The sequence below is a fragment of the Allomuricauda sp. XS_ASV26 genome (genome assembly GCF_041224615.1).
In the GTDB taxonomy this organism is placed as follows: Bacteria; Bacteroidota; Bacteroidia; order Flavobacteriales; family Flavobacteriaceae; genus Flagellimonas; species Flagellimonas alginolytica.
The window spans coordinates 1-21925 of record NZ_JBGFGK010000026.1 but is presented as its reverse complement, the minus strand read 5'-3'; the positions used below and the strand labels follow the sequence as shown (position 1 = coordinate 21925).

The 21925-nt window shown below is 42.2% G+C and carries 23 protein-coding genes and 1 pseudogene; 12 read left to right on the top strand and 12 right to left on the bottom strand.

Annotated features, from left to right (window positions below; genetic code table 11):
• Positions 1-18: 18 nt before the first annotated feature.
• The 3 genes from AB9K32_RS00530 to AB9K32_RS00520 all read right to left on the bottom strand — a co-directional run bounded on the left by AB9K32_RS00530 (position 19) and on the right by AB9K32_RS00520 (position 2218).
• The gene (locus AB9K32_RS00530) at positions 19-537 is read right to left on the bottom strand and encodes a DUF6702 family protein (RefSeq protein ID WP_369884062.1); all 519 of its coding nucleotides are present in this window, start codon (positions 535-537) and stop codon (positions 19-21) included.
• Positions 538-668: 131 nt separating this feature from the next.
• Positions 669-1481: a hypothetical protein gene (locus tag AB9K32_RS00525; RefSeq protein ID WP_369884061.1), complete on the bottom strand. Its 813-nt coding sequence runs from the start codon at positions 1479-1481 to the stop codon at positions 669-671.
• Entirely contained in the window at positions 1478-2218 is a 741-nt protein-coding gene (locus tag AB9K32_RS00520; RefSeq protein ID WP_369884060.1) for a carboxypeptidase-like regulatory domain-containing protein, read from the bottom strand. The genes AB9K32_RS00525 and AB9K32_RS00520 overlap by 4 nt, the downstream gene beginning before the upstream one ends.
• Before the next feature lie 211 nt (positions 2219-2429).
• Here AB9K32_RS00520 and AB9K32_RS00515 point away from each other — a divergent pair, with 211 nt between their 5' ends.
• The 5 genes from AB9K32_RS00515 to AB9K32_RS00495 all read left to right on the top strand — a co-directional run bounded on the left by AB9K32_RS00515 (position 2430) and on the right by AB9K32_RS00495 (position 6953).
• Positions 2430-3887, top strand: a complete 1458-nt coding sequence (locus AB9K32_RS00515; RefSeq protein WP_369884059.1) for a hypothetical protein — start codon at positions 2430-2432, stop codon at positions 3885-3887.
• Positions 3887-5053 carry a gliding motility-associated C-terminal domain-containing protein gene (locus AB9K32_RS00510; RefSeq protein ID WP_369884058.1) on the top strand — a complete coding sequence of 389 codons (1167 nt, stop codon included), beginning with the start codon at positions 3887-3889 and terminating at the stop codon, positions 5051-5053. The genes AB9K32_RS00515 and AB9K32_RS00510 overlap by 1 nt, the downstream gene beginning before the upstream one ends.
• 77 nt (positions 5054-5130) lie before the next feature.
• Entirely contained in the window at positions 5131-5865 is a 735-nt protein-coding gene (locus tag AB9K32_RS00505; RefSeq protein ID WP_369884057.1) for a M15 family metallopeptidase, read from the top strand.
• Between the two features lie 39 nt (positions 5866-5904).
• Positions 5905-6669, top strand: coding sequence for a M48 family metalloprotease (locus AB9K32_RS00500; protein WP_369884056.1), 765 nt, complete (start codon positions 5905-5907; stop codon positions 6667-6669).
• A 116-nt stretch (positions 6670-6785) separates the two neighbouring features.
• Positions 6786-6953, top strand: a complete 168-nt coding sequence (locus AB9K32_RS00495) for a DUF6747 family protein (protein WP_224837602.1) — start codon at positions 6786-6788, stop codon at positions 6951-6953.
• A 102-nt stretch (positions 6954-7055) separates the two neighbouring features.
• Here the strand turns inward: AB9K32_RS00495 and AB9K32_RS00490 are convergent, their stop codons facing one another.
• Entirely contained in the window at positions 7056-7451 is a 396-nt protein-coding gene (locus AB9K32_RS00490) for an ankyrin repeat domain-containing protein (protein WP_224837601.1), read from the bottom strand.
• A 208-nt stretch (positions 7452-7659) separates the two neighbouring features.
• Here AB9K32_RS00490 and gpmI point away from each other — a divergent pair, with 208 nt between their 5' ends.
• From gpmI to AB9K32_RS00475, 3 genes are all read left to right on the top strand, one after another.
• Positions 7660-9177: a 2,3-bisphosphoglycerate-independent phosphoglycerate mutase gene (gene gpmI, locus AB9K32_RS00485; RefSeq protein WP_369884055.1), complete on the top strand. Its 1518-nt coding sequence runs from the start codon at positions 7660-7662 to the stop codon at positions 9175-9177.
• A gap of 44 nt (positions 9178-9221) precedes the next feature.
• Positions 9222-10040 (top strand): type I methionyl aminopeptidase, encoded by an 819-nt coding sequence (gene map, locus AB9K32_RS00480; RefSeq protein WP_369884054.1) that lies wholly within the window; start codon positions 9222-9224, stop codon positions 10038-10040.
• 180 nt (positions 10041-10220) lie between these two features.
• Positions 10221-10985: a class I SAM-dependent methyltransferase gene (locus AB9K32_RS00475; protein WP_369884053.1), complete on the top strand. Its 765-nt coding sequence runs from the start codon at positions 10221-10223 to the stop codon at positions 10983-10985.
• Here the strand turns inward: AB9K32_RS00475 and AB9K32_RS00470 are convergent, their stop codons facing one another.
• From AB9K32_RS00470 to AB9K32_RS00435, 8 genes are all read right to left on the bottom strand, one after another.
• Positions 10986-11990, bottom strand: coding sequence for an FAD:protein FMN transferase (locus tag AB9K32_RS00470; protein ID WP_369884052.1), 1005 nt, complete (start codon positions 11988-11990; stop codon positions 10986-10988).
• Position 11991: 1 nt separating this feature from the next.
• Positions 11992-12351: a Na(+)-translocating NADH-quinone reductase subunit F gene (locus AB9K32_RS00465; RefSeq protein WP_224837596.1), complete on the bottom strand. Its 360-nt coding sequence runs from the start codon at positions 12349-12351 to the stop codon at positions 11992-11994.
• An 84-nt stretch (positions 12352-12435) separates the two neighbouring features.
• Complete coding sequence (nqrF, locus tag AB9K32_RS00460) at positions 12436-13746, bottom strand: NADH:ubiquinone reductase (Na(+)-transporting) subunit F (RefSeq protein ID WP_293296391.1); 1311 nt, start codon at positions 13744-13746, stop codon at positions 12436-12438.
• A 2-nt stretch (positions 13747-13748) separates the two neighbouring features.
• Entirely contained in the window at positions 13749-14492 is a 744-nt protein-coding gene (nqrE, locus tag AB9K32_RS00455) for an NADH:ubiquinone reductase (Na(+)-transporting) subunit E (protein WP_224837594.1), read from the bottom strand.
• A gap of 11 nt (positions 14493-14503) precedes the next feature.
• Positions 14504-15151, bottom strand: coding sequence for an NADH:ubiquinone reductase (Na(+)-transporting) subunit D (locus AB9K32_RS00450; RefSeq protein ID WP_224837593.1), 648 nt, complete (start codon positions 15149-15151; stop codon positions 14504-14506).
• Between the two features lies 1 nt (position 15152).
• Positions 15153-15902 carry a Na(+)-translocating NADH-quinone reductase subunit C gene (locus AB9K32_RS00445; RefSeq protein WP_224837592.1) on the bottom strand — a complete coding sequence of 250 codons (750 nt, stop codon included), beginning with the start codon at positions 15900-15902 and terminating at the stop codon, positions 15153-15155.
• 5 nt (positions 15903-15907) lie between these two features.
• Positions 15908-17158 carry an NADH:ubiquinone reductase (Na(+)-transporting) subunit B gene (locus tag AB9K32_RS00440; RefSeq protein ID WP_252080338.1) on the bottom strand — a complete coding sequence of 417 codons (1251 nt, stop codon included), beginning with the start codon at positions 17156-17158 and terminating at the stop codon, positions 15908-15910.
• A 1-nt stretch (position 17159) separates the two neighbouring features.
• Positions 17160-18512, bottom strand: coding sequence for a Na(+)-translocating NADH-quinone reductase subunit A (locus AB9K32_RS00435; protein WP_293296396.1), 1353 nt, complete (start codon positions 18510-18512; stop codon positions 17160-17162).
• 151 nt (positions 18513-18663) lie between these two features.
• Between AB9K32_RS00435 and AB9K32_RS00430 the strand changes: the two genes are divergently transcribed.
• The 4 genes and pseudogenes from AB9K32_RS00430 to AB9K32_RS00415 all read left to right on the top strand — a co-directional run.
• On the top strand, positions 18664-19908 hold the full coding sequence (locus AB9K32_RS00430) for a type IX secretion system plug protein domain-containing protein (protein WP_369884051.1): 1245 nt from the start codon (positions 18664-18666) through the stop codon (positions 19906-19908).
• A gap of 29 nt (positions 19909-19937) precedes the next feature.
• A complete protein-coding gene (locus AB9K32_RS00425) occupies positions 19938-21191 on the top strand; it encodes a DUF3667 domain-containing protein (protein ID WP_369884050.1) in 1254 nt (417 codons plus the stop codon).
• Between the two features lies 1 nt (position 21192).
• Positions 21193-21579, top strand: coding sequence for a Co2+/Mg2+ efflux protein ApaG (apaG, locus tag AB9K32_RS00420; RefSeq protein WP_252080342.1), 387 nt, complete (start codon positions 21193-21195; stop codon positions 21577-21579).
• A gap of 70 nt (positions 21580-21649) precedes the next feature.
• Positions 21650-21925, top strand: a pseudogene (locus tag AB9K32_RS00415) (1-pyrroline-5-carboxylate dehydrogenase); the annotation flags it as partial.

Below are 21925 nucleotides of genomic sequence, written 5' to 3'. Positions count from 1 at the left end.
CCGAACGTTAAGAATATGTCATAAGTTTAACATTCCTTTATTGTTCTCTTTGATCAATACAAAACTTTTCTTTTTCCCGTTCCACTTAATGTGCACCACGTTTTTCTGCTCTTCGAACAAATCGGTGAGGACTTCGTTTTGGATGGACATGGTCTTGACTTCTGTTAAATTTACATTAGGAATCTCCAAATAACAGATGGCCACATCGGTATCGTATCTTTTACCCAAAAAGGTATATTTTACCGGTTTCCCATCGAGGGTTACCACGAATTTAGACCTAAAGTATTTCTCAATGTACCCATCGGCCAAGTTGGATTCATTAGGGGTTGCCAATTTGGCTTGGATACCGTAGCGCTCGGAAAGAAGCTTATCCATGTCATCGATAAAAATACGGCTGGTAATCTGAAAGGCCTTATCGTCTTCCGAATATTCGATATTGGTAACGCTAACGTAAAATTTATGTGCGGTAGAGAAAGACAAAAACAACAGTATGGCGACGGGCAATATCAGGATTTTTGTGTTTTTCAAATGTTTCATGTAGTGCTAGACTTTATATGGTACAACAATGTTACTGTTTTAAACGACTATCTGCAATTTACCTGCCAAACTTATCCAAAAACAACCCTAGCGTTCCCAAAGTGACAAGTTCAAACAACTAATCCAAAAAATCAATCCAAATCATTGTTTTTACGATAGGCCCTGCTCTTGTTCATGATCACATCCCAAATCCTTAATTTATCCTGAGATTTTACCGCTTCTTGAAAATTCTCGTCCACTTCGCAGAAGTACATAAAATCATCAATTTTTTCCATCGGGATTTTTAAAGTAGTCACAAAAAGTGAATCCGCATAAAATCCTTGAACTTCTTGGGTCTGGGCGTAGTTTTTTTCCAGCTTTACCCTGTTCTTGAGCATTTTTGTTCTGCCCGTAATGGCGTTTATGATCGGGTTGAGGCTCACTGCCCCTCCTGCTCCTCCGAACCCACCGCCGCCCATTACCCGCATTGCAGAAGCCTCTTGGAGCCTTCTTTCACTTTGTGTGGGTATGGACCTGTGCGCATTGGGCAATTGCAATGCTTCGGCAGTTACATCTTTTTCCAAAACAACCCGGTCTACATCGCGGCTCAAATCACCTGTTAGATCGTAAGGGCTCACCACCACTTCCTGTAATTGGTTCACAAACTCTTGTAACGGTACTTCGATAAAGTTGGATCCAAGCAAATCTGGGGTAATCGGCAAAGTTTTTCTTAGAAAATGTACAGCTGAGAACACCAAGGTATCCTTCTCATGGACCATTATGGCGAACCTACCTTCCAAATCGGTAATTACGGCATCTTTAGTGGTGATGTTCTGTACAACCACACCTACGACATCCTTATCCGTACTGGTCACCTTTCCTTGCAGTAATTTGCTATCCTGCTCTTGGGTGAAACCTGTTAGAGCAATCAAAAAAAGCAGTAATGCGAGAAGGCATTTTTTCATTCCTCGTTCAAGGTTGCCAAGTATTCTTTGCTCTGTGTAACCAGAAAATCGATCAATTGAAACTCATTTTCTTTTCTGAGCAGGGTCTGCGAAGGAATCCTATCGTCACAGTACAACAAAAAGGCATCTATTTTATCTTGGGGCAACCTTAGATCCACAACAAAGAACTCATCATCATAAACATGGCGCAGCACCTCGCTTACCTTTAAAGGTGCTCGTTGTTGTCCGTTTACTTCTTGGGATTTAAAAAGGGCCTTGAAGATGTTCACAAAATTGATTCCGTCCTTCATTCCGCGTGTGGTTCTCGAATTGGCGATATTTTCGACCTCGGTACCCCGATCTATCTCATAATCGAATTGCTTAAAATCTTCATTTTTTACCTGCAGAAAACGTTCTTGCTGATCTGGCGTAACCACCACCTCGTCCAACTCCCGCACTTTTTCGGTAACCTCTACGACCAAACGATTGTTCTGCAATATCTCCGGGGTAACGGTTATCACTTCCAACTGGTAGTTCACCGCGGTAAACACCAACTGATCCCCATCTTTTACTGCAATAACAAACTCCCCGTTCTCATCGGTTATGGTTGCCTGGCCGCTGGTTGAATTGATCACGTTCTCGTTGGGAACATTGGAACTTCGGTACAAGACCTTGCCCCTTAACATTTGACGGGAATCCTGCGCAAAGGTCCAGCCACTCACGAGCAAAGCGAACAAAATCAAGAATGTATTTTTCATTTCTGGGCGTTTAATGTGTTAAAGAAAACCCTTGACAAGGATATAAAAAATTAAGCGGTTCTAAACTTTTGTTAATTCTATTCCTACAAATATACCAAAGGGAATTCCATTCACCCCCGAATTACGTGTTTCGACGGTAATTATTAAAATAATTGCCACATAAAGTTAGCTTTGTTTTTTACGTTTGGAAAATCCTCAAATAACAAACACTGTGAAAACTTCAATTGTCTACACGATCATAGCCCTACTTATGATCAACACCCTAAGCGGTCAGGTAAAAATCGGCAATAACCCGGAAAGTTTAGATCCCGCTTCTGTTTTGGAACTGGAGAGCAACACCAGGGTTTTGGTGATTACCCGTGTAACCGATGCGCAAATGAGCGTGATCAACCCATTACCGGGGGCGTTGGCGTACAATACAGACCAGGATTGCCTGCATTATTACGATGGTACACAATGGGTCAATATTTGCGAGGAGTTGGACAATTCCTTTACAGTGAGTACACGTGCAGACTATTTGAGCCAATTAAATCCGCAGGCAAGGGACAGTACGGTGATCATTACAACAACGGTAAATCCGGACGACAGCGTTAACTACAATTTTGAAGTGGCACAGATTACCGGGGCCAATATTGTGAACACCTCCATAAATGGAGCTTCCAAATTGCAGGACGATTCCGTGACCAGTGCTAAATTGGCAGACGGTTCGGTAACCCTCGAAAAATTGGCGGATGCCACAACAGGCCAACCCGGAGATTTGTTTCAGTGGAACGGCATCAACTGGACCTTGATCAACGAATCTGCATTGGGGATTACCGAAAAAGATAGTATTGTAGGGAATGAAGTGGTAGGACCAACCGATGCCACCCTTCTATTAAGTGGTGCTGGAAGTCAAGCCAATCCACTAACTCTAGATGTTGCCCCATTGGGAATCGACACTGCTGAATTGGCGGATGATGCGGTGACGACCACCAAAATAGCCGATGGAAATGTTACCGATGCCAAACTCGACAAAACAAATATTCCACTTAGTGGGTTTGGAGCTGCCGGAGCAGCTATAGACTTGGGCAACCAAATTATATTCAATTTAGGAGACCCTACGAATCCATTGGATGCCGTAAACTTACAAACGTTGAATGCAGCTATTTTGGCTTCTAACCAGACTATAGTTAGCACGGACACTCCAAACTCAATCACAACTGGTTCAGACGGAGGTGCCATTTACGACGATACCGCATTGCAGACATCCGTGACCAATAACACAAACAACATCACGACCAATCAAACCAATATCGCACAGAACGCTACCGATATCGCAGCGATTACGATAGTAAGCTCGGACGCTCCAAACTCAATCACAACTGGTTCAGACGGAGGTGCTTACTTGAATGCAACTGTAAAACCAATCACCGTTATTGGTGATAATATAACCTTAACAGATGCACACTATACAATCATTTTAGATAATTCAGGTAATTTATCATCAGGGTTTTCAATACCAGCACCAACAGATGTTACAACCGGTAAAATATTTGTAATACGAAATAATAGTGGAGGCTCAGTAGACGTGTGGGTGGAACCGACTTCATTACCCCCATTTAATATATTAAATGACGGTGAAGCACTATGGGTGCAAACAGATGGTAGTAACTGGTATCAAATCAACTAATGAAACCCCTCCTCCACATAGCATTTTTGTTGTCGGTCTGTTCTGTTGTGGCCCAGAGCGCGTTGTACCATAATGGAAATATGCAGGTGCACAATAATGCCAATATAGGTCTGCACACCGATTTTATCAATAATGCCAATTTTAATCCTGCTACCGGATTGGTTGGGTTTTACGGCAATGAAGTGATCCAAGTGTCCGGAAATGTTTCTCCCACTCTGTGGGATACCGAGATCATGAGCCGCAGCAACGTTTTTTTTCAAATCCCTGTTTCGGTGCGGAACAACGTTAATTTTATAGACGGTAACTTTTTGAGCCCGGCCAACAACCAGGCCGTGTACCTCAATTTTATGGACCAAGGTTTCTTTACCGGGGAAAGCAACGAATCCAAAGTAACCGGTTTCGCGGCTGTGAACAACCGCGATATCTTTTCATTTCCTGTTGGCGATCAAGCACAATTACGACCACTAACATTGCTCTCCGAAACCACGACCCCTTTGGCCATTTGCGCCTATTTTTTTGAAAATCCCTCCAACCCCTCTTCCATACTGGAAAGTTTTGACACGGACCAAAAGGTTCAGGAAATCGGAAAAGTAAGCGAGCGTGAATTTTGGATCTTACAAAGCGATGTTCCTGCGCAGGTTTCGATTGCTTGGAACGTTAGGAGCGGTTTGGGCACGATTCCAAATGCCACCATGGAGTCCATAATTATTGTAGGTTGGAGCAAAGCTGAACAAGAATGGGTCATTATCGGGAATTCCGCTACAAGTGGCGATATTAATAGAGGTTTTATTACATCGGAAACCTTTGTTCCCAGCGAGTATGCCGCCATCACTTTTGGCACCATACCCTTGCCCACCGATACCTTTGCCGTGAACAATCCCACTTTGGGCAATTATTTTTTAAGCCCCAATGGCGATGGCATCAACGACTCCTGGATTATCGATAATCTGGAAGAATCTCCCAACAACAGCGTTCGCATCTTTAACCGCTACGGACAAAAAGTATTCGAACAAATCAACTATACCAACGAGTTCCATGGCATTGCCAATACCGGCACGATGATTTCCAACCAAGGAATAGGATTGCCGGAAGGGGTATATTTTTATTTGGTAACCCTGGAAGATGTAGAGCTGGAATACACAGGTTTCCTTTTTTTGGACCGTTAAGAACCTAGCTGGCTTTTGCTCAATTTTCAAAATAAGGAATTAAAAATACTTCTTAACTTGGGGGCAAAATTCATTTCATGAAAAGAAGGACTTTTATTAAAACCGCTTCAGCATCGGGCTTGGCCTGTGCCATTCCTCCCATTTTCCCAACTTTTAACCACTTGGATTATTCCACCGAGGAACTTATGGGCAAGGCGAATATTGAGCTTTTTGGAGAGGGAATCAACTTGCGCGAAGAGGCGTACGAGTCTTTTTTGGAAATGAAAAAAGCAGCCTATTCGGACGGCTTCGACATTAAAATTGTTTCCAGCTACAGGGACTATTACCGACAGCGCAGTATCTGGGAACGTAAATATCTTCGATTTACCGAAGAGCAGGGCATGGCTCCATTGGATGCCATTGACAAGATCATAGAATATTCCACCATTCCCGGAACCAGCAGACACCATTGGGGCACCGATATCGATATTATTGATGGTCATCCCAAAATCAACGGAGATGTCTTGGTCCCCGAAAAGTTTGGAGCGGACGGCCCATATGAAGGCCTAAAATTATGGATGGACGAACATTCGGAAAAATATGGTTTTTATCTAACCTACACCAACAATCCGCGCAGGCGTGGCTTTAAGTACGAGCCATGGCATTATAGCTACGCCCCGATATCGATTTCCATGCTCACGGCTTATAGAAAACTGAACATTTTAAAACTTTTGCAAAAGGAAGAGTTTATTGGTAGCGAACATTTTACCACGGGCTTTATAAAAGCCTACGTCCAGGATAATATATTGGACATCAACCCTGTACTCCTATAACGCTTTTTTCGTATCTTGAAACATCAAGAACACTAACCCATGAGAAGAGGAAGTTGGCGCATTCGCATCCTAATTGGTCTGGCCATTGTTGCCTTTGCCTTTATACGAAGGTGCAGCAACCAAGAGGAAAACCCATACACCGGTAGAACCCAGAACATAGACATGACGGCGGAGCAAGAAATTGCCATTGGCCTGCAAAGTGCACCAGAAATGGCACAACAGCACGGAGGCCTGTATCCAGACGAACGTCTGCAGAATCTGGTAGATGCCGTGGGACAAAAGTTGATCAAGAGCAGTATTGCCAACCAAACCCCTTATGAGTACGATTTTCATTTATTGGCAGATGATCGCACCGTAAACGCCTTTGCCCTTCCTGGCGGACAAATATTTATTACCTATGCTCTCTTTTCACAACTTAACGAAGCGCAATTGGCCGGTGTACTAGGTCACGAAATTGGACATGTACTCGGACGGCACTCCGCAGAGCGCATTGCCGAAAGCACATTTTGGCAAACCTTGGCCACGGGAGCATCGGTCGGTGGCGATATGGGCAATCTGGTTGCCGGTATCGGGCAAAACACCCTGCTAACCAATGGAAGGAACGATGAATTGGAAAGCGATGAACTTGGCGTGTTGTTCATGATCGAAGCTGGGTACGATCCTTATCAAATGATCGAAGTAATGAAAATCCTAAAAGCGGCGGCAGGGCCCAATAGGGTCCCAGAATTCCAAAGCACCCATCCGGACCCCGAAAACAGAATAGAAAAAATACAAGAGGCTATCCAAAAATATTCAGGTCGATAGAATTGGCGTTTTATCGATAAAACAAGGCGGTTGACAATAATTCTGTACCTTTGAACGAACCCCGAATCCTACTATAATGTTCTCTTGATCTACCATGCTGTAAAAAGAGAGAACACATGGGAACACTATTACATTTTAAAGATCTCTATTTAGAGGCATTCGACGATTGCAGACCAAGCTTTGTGGTATTCTTTTTAAAAGGATATTCTATATTTTGCGCAGCCATGTTCGTATTGGCCGTATATGCATTTTTGTACAGAGCTTTTACTGGCTTTGAATTCTAAGCCGCGAGAAACACTCTTTTGCAAGGACACTAAATATGTAAATGAGCAAAAAAGCCCATCCAAATTGGACGGGCTTTTTTCGTTAGACGAATAAACTCCATTCTATTTTTTCTTCATAGCAGCTTCCAGTACGGCTTGGGCTTCTGTAGCATTGGATAGTTTGGCATATTTGATTGCTGTCATTCCCCCGTCGCAGCGTTTTTTAACATCCGCACCGTTATCAATAAGAACTTGCAGTACATCGGCCTTATTGTAGCGTGCGGCATAATGGATAGGTGCCTTGCCCAATGATTTTTGGTTGACATCCTCTCCAAGTTCAATAAACTTTTTTACAGTTTCCACATCGCCTTGCATAACCGCTTTGCAAAAAGCACTAAGATCATCCGGCGATTCCATTTCGATTTCCACATCTGTTTTGATGGTTTTCAGCTCGTTGGCAGAAATACCGCTTAGGGCCAACATGCAAAATGCAGCCACTGTAAAGATTGTTTTTTTCATGATGAATTGTTTTTGATTAATGAATTTACTAGTTATAAAAGTAGACTGCCTTAAAGGCAAGATGTTACAGGATTAACAGTTATATAACTAAACTTTAACAATGCCTCAAAAAAATCATAAAACTATTAACAAATTAGCAATCAGAAATTTAACGAAAAGCTAGGGGGTCCAAGCAGATCATTTTATTTTTGCAGAACAATTTTTAATTATGAGCAAAAAGGTAATTCTTATGATTTTGGATGGATGGGGAAAATCCCCGAATCCAGAAGTTTCGGCCATTGCAAAGGCCAATACACCATTTATAGATTCACTGTACACCAAATATCCCAATGCCGACCTCCACACCGATGGAATGAACGTAGGACTTCCCGAAGGGCAAATGGGAAACAGCGAGGTAGGACATATGAACCTTGGCGCGGGCAGGATTGTGTATCAAGATCTGGCCAAGATCAATAAGGCCGTAAAAGAAGATACCTTAAAAAACGAGAAAGTGCTCAAAGAAGCATTTGAATATGCAAAAGCAAAACATAAACCTGTCCATTTTTTAGGATTGGTCAGCGATGGTGGTGTACACAGCCACATCGACCATGTAAAAGCATTGATTAAGGCCGCGGACGAAAACGGCGTAAAACAATCGTTTGTACATGCCTTTACAGATGGCAGGGATGTGGACCCTAAAAGCGGAAAAGGATTTTTGGTCGACCTTAACCAATATTGCTCGGACAAAAATACCCGATTGGCCACCGTTATCGGTCGTTATTATGCCATGGACCGCGATAAGCGTTGGGAACGGGTAAAACAAGCTTATGATGTTGTTGTAAATGCCAATGGGGAAAAAGTTCAGGATATTGGCGAGGCCATGCAAAAAAGTTATGACAATGGTATTACGGACGAATTTATAAAGCCCTTGGTCCTTACCGATTCCAACAACGAGCCCATTGCAAAAATCAAAGATGGTGACGTGATCATTTTCTTCAATTTTAGGACGGACCGCGGTCGTGAGTTGACCCAAGTCCTGAGCCAGCAAGATTTCCACGAGCAAAATATGCATAAGCTGGACTTGTACTATGTGACCATGACAAATTATGATGAATCCTTTAAAGGAATCAAGATTATTTTCAACAAGGAAAACATAAAGGACACCCTTGGTGAAACCTTGGCCAAAAATGGTAAAAAACAAATTCGGATAGCTGAGACCGAAAAATATCCCCACGTTACTTTTTTCTTTAATGGTGGACGCGAGGAACCTTTTGATGGAGAAAAGCGCATTCTTTGTCCATCGCCCAAAGTTGCCACCTACGACCTCCAGCCAGAAATGAGTGCATACGAAATTCGGGACGCTATTGTTCCGGAACTACAAAAAGGCGAAGCCGATTTTGTTTGCCTCAATTTTGCAAATCCCGATATGGTTGGTCATACTGGTGTAATGGAAGCTGCCATTAAAGCCTGCGAAACTGTGGACGAATGTGCAAAAGACGTTATCAATGCAGGTTTGGAAAACGGTTACTCCACAATTGTGATAGCAGACCACGGAAACTGCGACACCATGGTAAACCCGGATGGGAGCCCAAACACGGCACACACAACAAACCCGGTGCCCCTTATTCTTGTGGACAACGAGATAAAAGTGGTTAAAAATGGTGTTCTGGGTGATATAGCTCCAACGATTCTAAAAATGTTGGAGGTACCACAACCCGAGCTCATGACCCAAAAACCTTTGGTTTAATACAAATGGCTTTAAATCCATAGAATCAATTTATCTTTGCAGCTATGATCAAAGTAAAGACAGCAGAGGAAATTGAATTAATGCGCGAAAGTGCTTTAGTGGTTTCCAGAACATTGGGCATGTTGGCCAAAGAAATTAAACCCGGGGCCAATCCGTTAAAACTGGATAAAATGGCCGAGGAGTATATTCGTGAACAAGGTGCGATTCCTGGATTTTTAGGAATGTACGACTTCCCGAACACCCTTAATTGGAGCCCCAATGCACAAGTAGTCCACGGTATTCCCAACAACGAATCGTTGAAGGACGGTGATATTATCTCTGTAGATTGCGGCGCTGTAAAAAATGGCTTTTATGGAGATCATGCGTATACTTTTGAAGTAGGTGAAGTGGCCGAAGAAACCAAAAAGTTGCTCAAGGTGACCAAAGAATCACTCTACATTGGAATTCGCGAATTTAAGTTAGGCAACCGAGTGGGGGATGTAGGATATGCCATTCAAAAATATACCGAGGACCACGGCTATGGAGTTGTCCGCGAATTGGTCGGCCATGGCTTGGGAAGGGAACTACATGAAGATCCCCAAATGCCCAATTATGGCAAAAGAGGACGTGGCAAAAAGTTTGTAAATGGAATGGTGGTTGCCATTGAGCCCATGATCAATATGGGTACCAAGCGCATAAAACAACTCAAGGATGGCTGGACCATACTGACCGCCGATGGCAAACCGAGCGCACACTTTGAACACGATGTGGCATTAGTTGACGGCAAACCGGAACTATTGTCCACTTACCAATATATTTACGAGGCTCTAGGAATTGCCAGCGATGAAGAGGATGAATTCCGTAGCAAGAAGTTGGTGCTTTAAGTGAGTTTCTGATAATAATTTGTCCATTCGAGTGATTTTTGGGAGTGTAACGGAGAAAAATTGTATCGAGAATTAAAGTATAAGAACAAAACTCCAGTTCTCGATACTTTTGCCTGAGGGGAAAAACTCGAACTGACATTTTACATTCAAACTTTACCATCGGTAATAATCATTTAATCAGTGTCAAGCATATTTAAATATTTCCTTAATCTAATTCCTCGTCCTTTACTCATCCGATTGAGCTATTGGGTGCGACCGTTGATCGCGTTTTCCCTAAAGGGAAAAACATACACCGACCCTATCGATGGAAAAAGTTTCAGGAAGTTTTTGCCTTACGGATACGAGAATCCTCGCGAAAATGTACTTTCCCCCTCCACCCTCTCCCTGGAACGGCACCGATTGTTGTGGCTATATTTAAAAAACGAGACCAAATTCTTCAACCAACCGTTAAAACTCTTGCATTTTGCACCGGAACAGGCCTTTTACAAGCGCTTTAAAGAGTTGGAAAATTTGGAATACACGACCACTGACCTTAATTCCCCTTTAGCAGATGTGAAAGCGGATATATGCGACCTCCCTTTTAAAGATGACACTTTTGATGTAATCCTTTGCAACCATGTCCTGGAACACATACCCAACGACACTAAAGCCATGCAAGAACTATTTAGGGTAATGAAACCTCGCGGATGGGGCATATTCCAGATTCCACAAGATATAAATCGCGCAAAAACATTTGAGGACAACACCATTACCGACAAAAAAGAACGCGCCCGTGTTTTTGGCCAATACGATCATGTCCGCATTTACGGAAGGGACTACTTTGACAAGCTTCGCAGTGTGGGATTCAGGGTTGAAGAAGTGGATTACACCAACACACTTTCAAAGGAAGATGTAAAAAAATATCGTTTGGCCAAAGGGGAAATCATTCCGCTCGTAAAAAAGTGATCATTTCTTGACCAAAGCTTCAAAACCTGGTGTAAAAAACTCTTGGGTCTCACCATTCCTATCCAAATAGATGATATAGGCCTCAAGTTCATCATGATTCTCAAGTACAGCCTTGGAATCCTCCAAATCCATTGCCATAAAAGATGTGGCAAAAGCGTCGGCAACTGCACAGGTCTTTGCCACGACACTTGTGGCCAAAACATTCGAGTTTTTGGTAAATCCTGTTTTCGGGTTTATGGTATGCACATATTTCTCACCTGTTTCGGGATCCACCCTAAACTTTCTATAATTTCCGGACGACGCCATCGCAACGTCTTTTAAAGCAACTATTTGTTTTAACTGACGGCCATTTTCCACTTGGGGATCATCGATGCCAACCGACCATTGCTTCCCCGAGTCAAGATTTTTTCCTCTGGCAAGGACTTCCCCTCCTACTTCGACCAAATAATTTTTGACACCTTTTTCATCGAGCATAGCTCCCAGTCGGTCTATGGCGTATCCTTTCGCCACTGCATTAAAATCGAACCGGATGGATGGGTGTGATTTGGTTATGGTATTATCCCCGTTCAACTGCACCTTGCCCCATCCAACATAACTCAATAAACTATCCACGCGCAAACTATCGAGTTCCATTTGATCTCCTGGACCAAAACCCCATGCATTGGCCAAAACACCTACAGTAGGGTCAAAATAACCGTTTGAAGCATTGTGAACCTTACTGGATATCTCGAATACCTCTTTAAACATTTTATCCACCTGTATAGTGGAATCCCCTTGGTTGATCTTTGAAATATCAGAATCAGGAATATATGTGGACATGGATTGGTTCAAAACCCGGAACACAGAATCGATTTCTTGTTGATAATCCAACTCCTTATCCGCAATAAAAATTATGGAGTAGGTTGTTCCCAGTGCGTTGCCCTGTGTTTGGTTTTTTACGGTTTCGTTGGTCCTACAACTAAAAAGGAAGACCATTAACCCAAAAAGATAGACTGTATTCTTCATGCTATATTTCAATTAATCCTTGGTAATCCACTACGTATTCTTGATCCAAATAAAGTGGCTCTGTCCTGTCCGATGCATTCCATAGCCCAACACCGGCAAAATAGGTCTTGGCCTCAAATTTTTCGGCATGATCTTTTACAGTTTGCATCAACTCGGGGTCATATTCTCGTGGATTTAAGGGAAACTCCACATTTCTTACCACAATAAAATGCAAAACCTTTTCCTTTAGGCACACATACTGTGGATTCTTTTTGAGCTTGCTATTAATGGCCATAAATTCAAAACCATCTGCTTCCAACTCCCGACCCACTATATTCATGGCCAGATTATGCAACTCCTGTTCCGTTAATTCTCTTCCCATAACAAAAAAACCGATGCTTGGAGCATCGGTTTGGTTTTATTTATACCTCTCGACAATGCTCGAGGTGATTAATAAACATTGGTACTATCCTCCAAAGTCATCAAATCTGATATTCTCATCTGGGATACCAAAATCTTCTCCCATTTTTTGAACGGCCTTGTTCATTAAAGGAGGCCCACAGAAATACAGTTCAATATCTTCGGGAGTTTCGTGATGGTTTAAATAGTTATCGATTACACAGTTGTGAATGAAACCTACAAAACCATCTCCCTCTTCATCATTAATATCCTTTTTTACTTTCCAGTTATCTTCTTCCAAAGGTTCGGAAAGTGCCATATAAAACTTGAAATTAGGGAACTCCTTTTCCAATTGTTTAAAATGGTCGATATAGAATAGCTCTCTCTTGGAACGTCCTCCGTACCAATAGGTCACTTTTCTGTTCGTCTTTAAGGTTTTGAACAAGTGGTACAAGTGCGAACGCATCGGTGCCATACCAGCACCACCACCTACATATAGCATTTCAGCATCGGATTCGTTGATAAAGAATTCACCGAATGGCCCGGAAATGGTAACTGGGTCTCCCTCTTTCAAACTAAAAATATAAGAAGAAGCAATACCGGGGTTTACATCCATCCATCCATTTTTCCCACGATCCCATGGCGGAGTGGCAATACGAACATTTAACATAATTTCCCTTCCTTCGGCCGGGTAGGAAGCCATCGAGTAGGCCCTTTCCACCGTTTCTGGGTTCTTCATGACCAACGGCCATAGGTTGAACTTATCCCACTCAGCTTGGAACTTATCCGGAGTTTCATGCTCTTCTGGGTGGGCAGTAATATCAATATCTGAATATTTTACTTCGCAAGGCGGTATTTCAATTTGGATATACCCTCCCGCCTTATAGTTCATTTCTTCTGGAATCTCTACCACAAATTCCTTGATAAATGAGGCCACGTTATAATTACGAACCACTTTGGCATCCCATTTTTTGATACCGAACACTTCTTCTGGAATGGTGATTTCCATGTCCTGCTTCACCTTGACCTGACAGGCCAAACGCGCACCTTCCTGTAACTCCTTTTTGGAAAAGTGGGGGGTTTCTGTTGGCAATGCCTCGCCTCCACCCGAAAGCACATGGCATTCGCATTGGATACAAGTTCCACCACCACCACAAGCTGATGGCAAGAATATTTTTTGGTTACCCAAGGTAGTCAGCAAAGATCCTCCAGACCCTACTTCCAGTTCCTTTTCACCATTGATCTTAATGGTAACTGGCCCTGATGGTGACAGTTTTTCCTTAGTGAACAACAAAAGTGCCACTAACAATAACAACAAAACAAGAAATGCTACTACGGTAATAAGTATTGTACCTCCGGTACTGGCGGCTAATATCATCTTTATTTGTTTATGGCTTCGTTATATGAGATTGCTTTTTCGTTATCCTCAATCTCTTCTTTAATTTCTTTTTCCTCCTTGGTGGTTTCCACGGTTGTGCTCTGGGTTTCCTCTGGCGGCTCATTGTCACCGGTAAGCATTCCTCCAAAACTCTGAAACCCTATCCCCATTAATCCTGTAATGATGAATGTGATTCCCAAACCACGCAATGGTGCCGGCACATTGGAATATCGGATTTTTTCCCTAATGGCGGCAATGGCCAAAATAGCCAAAAACCACCCTATACCAGAACTGATTCCGTAATTAAGAGCCAATCCTATATTTGGAATATCTCTTGTCTGCATAAAAAGTGATCCACCCAATATAGCACAGTTCACTGCGATCAACGGCAAGAAAATACCTAGTGAGTTGTATAAAGAGGGAGAAAATTTTTCCACCACGATCTCTACCAACTGTACCATTGTTGCAATAGTGGCAATAAATAGAATAAATGATAGGAAACTAAGGTCGTAATCCGCATACTCTGGTCCCAACCATACCAAAGCTCCGTCTTGAAGCAGGTATTTATCCAACAACCAGTTCAAGGGTACCGTAACACCCAATACGAATATTACAGCAGCTCCCAATCCTACCGCGGTAGAAACTTTTTTGGATACGGCCAAATAGGAACACATTCCCAAAAAGACCGCAAACACCATGTTGTCTATAAAAATCGACTTAAAAAATAGTTCTAAATGCTCTAACATGCTCCCTAAGTTTATGCTTCTTCAATTAATGCCCTGTTTCTAGAACGTTGCACCCATATTATAATTCCCACAACAATCAGTGCTGCCGGTGGAATGATCATAAATCCATTGTTCTCGTAACCGATGGCGTACAGTCCAGTTTTCGCAATGGGATCTCCCAGTACCTTGATTCCAAAAAGTGTCCCAGAACCCAAAAGCTCCCTAAAAAACCCTACGATTACCAAAATTACACCGTACCCCAACGCGTTTCCTATACCATCAAGGAAAGCTCTACGAGGGCCGTTTCCAAGAGCAAATGCCTCAAAACGTCCCATAATGATACAGTTGGTAATAATAAGTCCAATAAATACCGATAGGGTTTTACTCAAATCGTAAGCGAAAGCTTTCAACACCTGATCCACCACAATTACCAAGGTCGCTACAACCACCAATTGCACAATGATCCTAATTTTCGAAGGAATAATATTTCGTATCAACGAAATGACCACGTTACCTACTCCCATTACAAACAATACGGATATGGCCATTACAACCGAAGCTTTAAGTTCTGCCGTAATCGCCAACGCAGAACAAATACCCAAAACCTGAATGGTAATAGGATTGTTATCCGTTAACGGATCTTTTATAAGATTTGCATCTTTTTTTGATAATAGCGCCATATTAATTGGTTCTTATGGTTTCTAAATAAGGTTTGTAAAGCTTAAGGCTTTCTTTTATCATTGCCGCTATCCCATTACCGGTAATGGTTGCTCCTGCCAGGGCATCCACGGCATTATCTTCTTTATCGTTGTTCAATGGATCATTGTTTCCTTTTGCCACGGCAATACCTTCGTAAGCTCCGTTGTTCAGGACAGATTCTCCTTTAAAATCATCCATAAAAAAGCGCTGGTTAATGTTGGATCCAAGACCTGGTGTTTCTCCTTTGTGATCAAAAAAGACACCTTTAACTTCCATATTTTCATCCAAAGAAATGTATCCCCATATTGCATCCCAAAGTCCTTTGCCGTACATGGGTATGATATAGTATTTCTCTCCGTCTTTCTCACCGATCAACAAAGGAAGTTCCGCATCTTTACCGGATTTGGCGTCCGCCAATGCCTTTTGAACATCGATCAGATATGCATTTTCTTTTTGAACCGCCTCTGTGCCATCCCAAACCAATTGCTGGGTAATGTACTTTGAAAATGCTCCCTCCACATCGGTCGTGGGAACAAAGGCAACATCGCCATCGCCTTCATTTTGATTGACACCCATGGCATAAAGGATATTCTGTTGCTTTTCAAAGCGCTCGTTCTCATCAATCCTAGGCTTGAGGCCGGTTGCCAAAAAGGCCAGTATAGAACCTACAACAACCACCATGATCGCTGCAAAAATTACTGTATAGCTATTCTTTTCCGTATTCATTGCCATTTCACTTAAGCTGTTTCCGTTTTTAATGAATCTACCTCATCCGAAGCTTTAGGGTATATGGTAGCCGACTTCAATCGCTTTAATCTCTTTTTAACATTGCCCTTAACCACATAATGGTCAATTGTCGGAGCAAATACGTTCATCAGTAAGATGGCCAAGAATACGCCCTCTGGGTAGCCAGGATTGAAAACCCTTATCATTACCGACAGGAATCCTATAAAGAAGCCATAATACCATTTGCCCTTGTTGGTCTGGGAACCTGTTACCGGATCGGTAGCCATAAATACGATACCGAAAGCCAATCCACCCACCAATAAATGCTGCCAGTATGGGAAACTCATCAACGTATAGAACTTACTATATTCCGGAAGCCAACCAGCCTCAACAACTCCATTGAAAATCAAGCCCATTGCCAATGAACCGATAACGGCACTCACCATAATTCTCCAAGAGGCGATCTTGGTGAATATCAAAAAGAGACCTCCCAACAAAATCAACAAGGTGGACGTTTCACCGACCGAACCAGGAATAAAGCCGTAGAACATATCGGACAACGAGTAACTGTAATCGGCACCTTGTGCCAATGAACCAAGGACGGTTTCTCCAGAAATGGCATCTGCAGTTCCGGCTCTTTCAACTGCCTCGTGCACCCATACCTTATCCCCACTCATCCATGTTGGATAGGCGAAGAACAGAAATGCACGAATCGTTAATGCCGGGTTAAGGATGTTCATCCCGGTGCCTCCGAACACTTCCTTACCTATCACAACCCCAAAAGCAACTGCAATCGTAAGCATCCAAAGTGGGGTATCCACAGGAATGATCAACGGTACAAGCATACCGGTTACCAAATAACCTTCCTCTACTTCGTGTCCTTTTATTACAGCGAACAAAAATTCGATCGCAAGACCTACACCGTAGGATACGATCACCAACGGCAATACGGTGGTGATTCCGACCAAAAAGTTGTCCCAGGTCAAGAAATGTTCCATAAGGGAGAAGCTTTCCGGAAATCCATTGATCGCTGAATAGTGCTGATATCCTGCATTGAACATACCAAATAGCAAGCATGGCACCAACGATAAAATTACCGTGTTCATGGTACGCTTTAGATCGTCCGCAGCTCGAACGTGCCCTCCCGAATGGGTAGTTTCGTTCGGCATATAAAGAAATGTATGCAGAGCATTAAAGGCAGGAGCCATTTTTTTGCCCTGGTACTTAAGTTTTAACTGATGTAGTTTTTCTTTCATTCCCATATTATCCAAGTTCTTTTTGCAATAAATCCAATCCTTCCCTGATTATTTGCTGGTGCGGTTGTTTTGATATGCATATGAATTCTGTCAAAGAAAAATCCTCTGGAGCGACTTCGTATAGACCCAACTGCTCCATCTCGTCCAAATCTTTAATCATACAGGCCTTTAAGAGTTGAAGAGGGTAAATATCCAATGGAAAGACCTCTTCATATTTTCCTGTTACAACAAAAGCTCTGTGCTCCCCGTTGGTATTGGTATCCAAATCGTATTTCTTTTTGGGTTGCAACCAAGAAAAAGTCAAAGCCCTAGTAGACGATATTTTATTGAAAATAGGCTTGTTCCATCCAAAGAACTCATAATCGTCCCCTTCCGGAATTGCCGTTACGGTATTGTTATAAAATCCAAGATAACCTTCCGTACTGGTTTTTGTACCTGTAAGCACATCCCCGTTGATCAATCGAAATCTATCCTGTTTTACACCACTGGCATACAAAAAGGTAGATATTTCCGCACCGATCTTGGTTTTGTAATACTTAGGCTCTTTAATCACAGAGCCAGCCAGCGCTACAATTCTTTCCGCATTGAACTTGCCCGTTAACAACAACTCGCCCAACATTACCAAATCTTGCGGAGAAATGGTCCAAACGGTCTCACCTTTATTGATCGGATCTATTTTGTTGATCTGCGTTCCAACCAATCCGGCAGGATGTGGCCCGGAAATCTTATGAAGCTCAACCCCTTCGATATCATTAAATGGTGATCTGTTGGATTTCCCAACGGTTACATGAATTTTTCCGGGAGTAAGTTTGCCAAGCCCCAATATGGCCGCCTGAATTTCTTGCTCCTTATCCTTAAGGATAAAGTCTGGATTGGCCGCCAATGGCGCTGTACCGTAAGCCGAAATAAAAATAGCCTTCGGCGTAACGCTCGGGTCGGCGATCACATCGTAGGGCCTTTGCTTTATAAAAGGCCAACCACCACATTGCAATAGATAAGACTTGATCGTCTCCCCATTTGCAGTGTCCAAATCCGGCACCTTGTTTATTACATAATCCTGTTCTTTGTCGGCAAGGATCTTTAAGGTTAAGATTCTTCTCCTTGCTCCCCTGACAATTTCCACAAGTTCACCGCTCACTGGGGAAACAAAGTGCATTTCTTCGTTGTTCTTGTTATAAAAGAGGGGCTCCCCCGCCTTTATATCCTCCCCTTGTTTTATCAACATTTTTGGAGTGATACCATGGAAATCATCTAGGTTCAGGGCATAAACGTTACTAGTAACGGCTTTGGAAATAGTCTGCTCTGCTGCCCCAACGAGGTTGATATTCAACCCCTTTCTAATCCGGATGTCTTTAGACATATTGTTGTAGACCTTTTGTTATCAAAATCGGACGCAAAAATAGTACTAAAAGGATTGTTTTCATAATTATTAACTATAAAATTGGGATTATACCGAGCTTAGTTCGCTGGGCATACTTTTTGTTTAACTTTACCAAAAATTGTTACGTTTGATGCGTTTTACCTACTTTGTGCTGTTGTTTATATGGATGGGCCACTATGCTTTTGCCCAAGTAATGAAGGAAGTCAACCCTCCTGAAAACATAAAAACCATTGTATTTAAAGGACCTACGGACGATCAATTCCCGGTGGTGAAACTAGGGGAACCCATTACTTTGGAATTTGATGATCTATTGGCCAACGAACAGGACTACTATTATAAGATAATCCATTGCGATTACGACTGGACCCCTTCGCAACTTTTAAAATCGCAATATCTTTCCGGAGCGGACAACCAACGCATTATAGATTACGAAAACAGCTACACCACTCTGCAGCCTTATTCCAATTATAGGCTCACAATACCGAACGAGAATGTAAATCTCCGGGTTTCTGGAAATTATTTATTGGAAATCTACAACAGTTACGGGGAACTTCAATTTTCTAGAAGATTCGTGGTCTTTCGGGATGCGGTCACTGTTGCCGGCACAGTAAAAAGATCTAGAGATTTCAATTACATCAACACGAAGCAGGTAGTGCAATTCAACATTAATACTGTCGGCTTTCGGGTAGTGAACCCCAAAAAAGAAGTAAAAGTTGCAATTTTACAAAACCATCATTGGCCCACTGCATTGTACCATATTGCACCCCAATTCACCATTGGTAGCGAATTAGTGTACAAATACGATCAAGAAACCAGTTTTTTCGGAGGCAATGAATTTTTGAATTTTGACACCAAAGACCTTCGCTCCCCTACTTTCGCTATCTCCAAAATTGAAATGAGGGAGGTATACCACCATTATTTATTTACCAATCAATATCGATATGATCGCGAATACACTTACTTTCCAGACATTAACGGTGACTTTGCCGTTCGCACGCTCCAAGGTGACGACGTTTCAAGGGAGGCAGAATATTCAAAAGTCCATTTTAGCCTACCTTACTCGGATAAGATTGGACTGGATCAAGTGTTTGTAATCGGAAAATTCAATAATTACGCCTTGGAAGAGGAGAACAAAATGACCTTTAACGAGGCTACTGGAAAATTTGAGACTTCTTTAATGATCAAACAGGGCTTTTACAATTATAAGTATGTCGTTCAACGTGAAGACGGCTCCCTGGACCCCCATTTGGTAAGCGGCAATTTCCATTTTACCGAGAACAACTACTTAATTCTGGTATATTACCGCGATTTTGGCGAAATGTACGATAGCATCATCGGAATTGGCTCTGTAAACTCCAGAAATATTAGCAATTAATTATATTTAAGATCAAATTATAGGGCAACATGGGCAAAAAAGGCGGTTTGATCACAAAAGGTCGATACGAGCTTCAGTTTAGAGGTGTAGAATGCCTTAATTGCGGACACCCCCTGGATGTAAGCGATAGATATTGCCCCAACTGCTCCCAAGCAAATAGCACCAAAAAACTCACGCTCAAAGATTTTTTTGACGAGTTTTTTTCCAACCTCATCAATTACGACTCTAGATTATTCAAAACATTATCGGCACTGTTACTAAAGCCAGGCCGAATGACCAGGGATTATGTAAATGGCAAACGAGTCACCTATACCAATCCATTCCGTTTTTTATTGAGTGTGGCCTTTGTTTACTTTTTGATGGTGACCTACAACAACCAGTTCGCCAATTTGGATGAAGCCGCAAAAGATTTTGATGGCACTATATATAATGGCGCTTTTGGCGTTGACCTAAACTCAGGAGATTTAAAAATTGATAGTGTGGCATTGAAAAAACAGTCCGATCAAGCCATAACACGATTGGACTCCATACAAAAAGCAAACCCCGAATTCCTTTCTGGACTCTCAATATTGGACTCCTCACAAATACATGGACAAAACCCGGTCGAACAGCAACAATTCATGGACACTTTGGGCACATTTGTGAACACCATGAACCAGATAAAAAAACGAAAGGATTCTTTTATGCATGCCAATCCAAAAGCCTATTTTAAAACACTCGAGGAAAAGTCGGGAATAGAGGCTTTCTCGAAAAAAGCAGAGTTTTTTGGATTGTACATTAAAAAAGACACCCTTTATAACTTTGAGCAGGCCCAAACGCGGTATAATATTAAGGAGAGCACCACCAATAAAATGGCCTTTAATTTTTCCAACAGCATATGGAAGGTAATGAGCAGACCCGGAACCTGGATAAACGACACCATTTCCAAGCTCCCATTTGTTATATTTTTCTTTATGCCCGTGTTCACCCTCTTTATATCTTTGGTTTACATCAGAAATAAATATACGTACACCGATCATCTCATATTTAGCTTTCACAATCAATCACTCTTGTTTATCTTGCTCATCCTTAGTCTTATATTGGATTCAATTTTCAATATAGACAGTGCAGGGATCTTCTTGATCATATTCGGTATCTACCTATATAAGGCAATGCGAAATTTTTATGACCAAGGCCGATTTAAAACTATTATTAAGTACATCTTTCTGAACACTATATTTATGATTTTGGCCTTTCTGACCATCATAGTTACGTTTACAGGAAGTGTTTTTACCTATAACTGATATGTTCACACAAGTTACCAAAGGAATTAAAGTCTCGGTCAGCACTACTTTTGAAGGCACTTTCTTTAAAAACTACAAAGTACACTATGCATTTGGCTACACCGTAACCATTGAAAATCTTGGCAAGGACACCGTTCAGCTTACAGCCAGACATTGGGATGTATTCGATGCCCTCAAAGAAATGGAAACCGTCGATGGTGAAGGCGTTATAGGAAGAAAGCCGGTTATAAAACCCGGAAAATCCCACACCTATAGTTCAGGATGCCTCTTGGCCTCACCTGTGGGCGCCATGCGCGGACACTACCACATGGTAAACTTTTCTACCGCTGAAGAATTTGAGGTAGAAATCCCCACTTTTAAGTTTGCAGCTCCCTTCGCTATAAACTAATCCACATCATTTTATAATCGTAACAGGTTTCATTACCTTTGGTCGCATTGTAAAACATAAAAATATAACTATGGGAAAAGGATTTTTTCAAGTTCCGACCGCTGTGAACGAGCCGGTATTAAGCTATGCTCCAGGTTCTCCAGAACGAGAAGAAGTACTCGAACAATATAAGGCGTACTACAATGGCAAGGTGGAAGTACCACTATACATTGGGAACGAAGAGATAAAAACAGGCAACACAAGACCCATGTCCCCGCCGCACGACCACAGGCACATTGTGGGACACTATCATTTGGCGGAAAAAGAACATGTGGAAAAGGCCATCGCCAATTGCCTTGAATCCAGA

Coding starts and splice junctions, on each gene's coding strand:
- AB9K32_RS00530 (WP_369884062.1), bottom strand. CDS start 537: ATGAAACATTTGAAAAACACAAAAATCCTGATATTGCCCGTCGCCATA.
- AB9K32_RS00525 (WP_369884061.1), bottom strand. CDS start 1,481: ATGAAAAAATGCCTTCTCGCATTACTGCTTTTTTTGATTGCTCTAACA.
- AB9K32_RS00520 (WP_369884060.1), bottom strand. CDS start 2,218: ATGAAAAATACATTCTTGATTTTGTTCGCTTTGCTCGTGAGTGGCTGG.
- AB9K32_RS00510 (WP_369884058.1), top strand. CDS start 3,887: ATGAAACCCCTCCTCCACATAGCATTTTTGTTGTCGGTCTGTTCTGTT.
- AB9K32_RS00505 (WP_369884057.1), top strand. CDS start 5,131: ATGAAAAGAAGGACTTTTATTAAAACCGCTTCAGCATCGGGCTTGGCC.
- AB9K32_RS00500 (WP_369884056.1), top strand. CDS start 5,905: ATGAGAAGAGGAAGTTGGCGCATTCGCATCCTAATTGGTCTGGCCATT.
- AB9K32_RS00495 (WP_224837602.1), top strand. CDS start 6,786: ATGGGAACACTATTACATTTTAAAGATCTCTATTTAGAGGCATTCGAC.
- AB9K32_RS00490 (WP_224837601.1), bottom strand. CDS start 7,451: ATGAAAAAAACAATCTTTACAGTGGCTGCATTTTGCATGTTGGCCCTA.
- gpmI (WP_369884055.1), top strand. CDS start 7,660: ATGAGCAAAAAGGTAATTCTTATGATTTTGGATGGATGGGGAAAATCC.
- map (WP_369884054.1), top strand. CDS start 9,222: ATGATCAAAGTAAAGACAGCAGAGGAAATTGAATTAATGCGCGAAAGT.
- AB9K32_RS00470 (WP_369884052.1), bottom strand. CDS start 11,990: ATGAAGAATACAGTCTATCTTTTTGGGTTAATGGTCTTCCTTTTTAGT.
- AB9K32_RS00465 (WP_224837596.1), bottom strand. CDS start 12,351: ATGGGAAGAGAATTAACGGAACAGGAGTTGCATAATCTGGCCATGAAT.
- nqrF (WP_293296391.1), bottom strand. CDS start 13,746: ATGATATTAGCCGCCAGTACCGGAGGTACAATACTTATTACCGTAGTA.
- nqrE (WP_224837594.1), bottom strand. CDS start 14,492: ATGTTAGAGCATTTAGAACTATTTTTTAAGTCGATTTTTATAGACAAC.
- AB9K32_RS00450 (WP_224837593.1), bottom strand. CDS start 15,151: ATGGCGCTATTATCAAAAAAAGATGCAAATCTTATAAAAGATCCGTTA.
- AB9K32_RS00445 (WP_224837592.1), bottom strand. CDS start 15,902: ATGGCAATGAATACGGAAAAGAATAGCTATACAGTAATTTTTGCAGCG.
- AB9K32_RS00440 (WP_252080338.1), bottom strand. CDS start 17,158: ATGGGAATGAAAGAAAAACTACATCAGTTAAAACTTAAGTACCAGGGC.
- AB9K32_RS00435 (WP_293296396.1), bottom strand. CDS start 18,512: ATGTCTAAAGACATCCGGATTAGAAAGGGGTTGAATATCAACCTCGTT.
- AB9K32_RS00430 (WP_369884051.1), top strand. CDS start 18,664: ATGCGTTTTACCTACTTTGTGCTGTTGTTTATATGGATGGGCCACTAT.
- AB9K32_RS00425 (WP_369884050.1), top strand. CDS start 19,938: ATGGGCAAAAAAGGCGGTTTGATCACAAAAGGTCGATACGAGCTTCAG.
- apaG (WP_252080342.1), top strand. CDS start 21,193: ATGTTCACACAAGTTACCAAAGGAATTAAAGTCTCGGTCAGCACTACT.